The organism is Alkalicoccobacillus porphyridii (assembly GCF_007293315.1).
In the GTDB taxonomy this organism is placed as follows: Bacteria; Bacillota; Bacilli; order Bacillales; family Bacillaceae_D; genus Alkalicoccobacillus; species Alkalicoccobacillus porphyridii.
In genome coordinates this window covers 1-245 of record NZ_VLXZ01000377.1, presented here as the reverse complement: position 1 = coordinate 245, position 245 = coordinate 1, and the positions used below count along the sequence as shown (strand labels likewise).

General features: G+C 51.4%; 1 protein-coding gene. It reads right to left on the bottom strand.

Annotated elements, in window-relative coordinates; genetic code table 11:
* A partial coding sequence (locus FN960_RS22325; RefSeq protein WP_185971169.1) for an NAD(+)/NADH kinase occupies window positions 1-245 on the bottom strand: 245 nt, incomplete at both ends.

The window sequence follows — 245 nt, the reverse complement described above, 5'->3', positions numbered from 1 at the left end:
ATCATATGCGCCACTTTGCCTGGATGAAGCACCACTTCATTTATCGCGGTGCTGATGCGTTTCTGGCAATCTTGCTGACAGACTTGCGCTTCCAGCAAAAAACGTTTCTCGCTGATGTAGTGGCCTTCCAGCACATCGGCTAACTGTTGCTGGGCGTTATCGGGGTCAAGGTCAGTCAGGAAACCCAGGTTGCCACGGTTGATTCCAATAACTTTAATATCGTAACGGGCGAGTGTGCGTGCCGC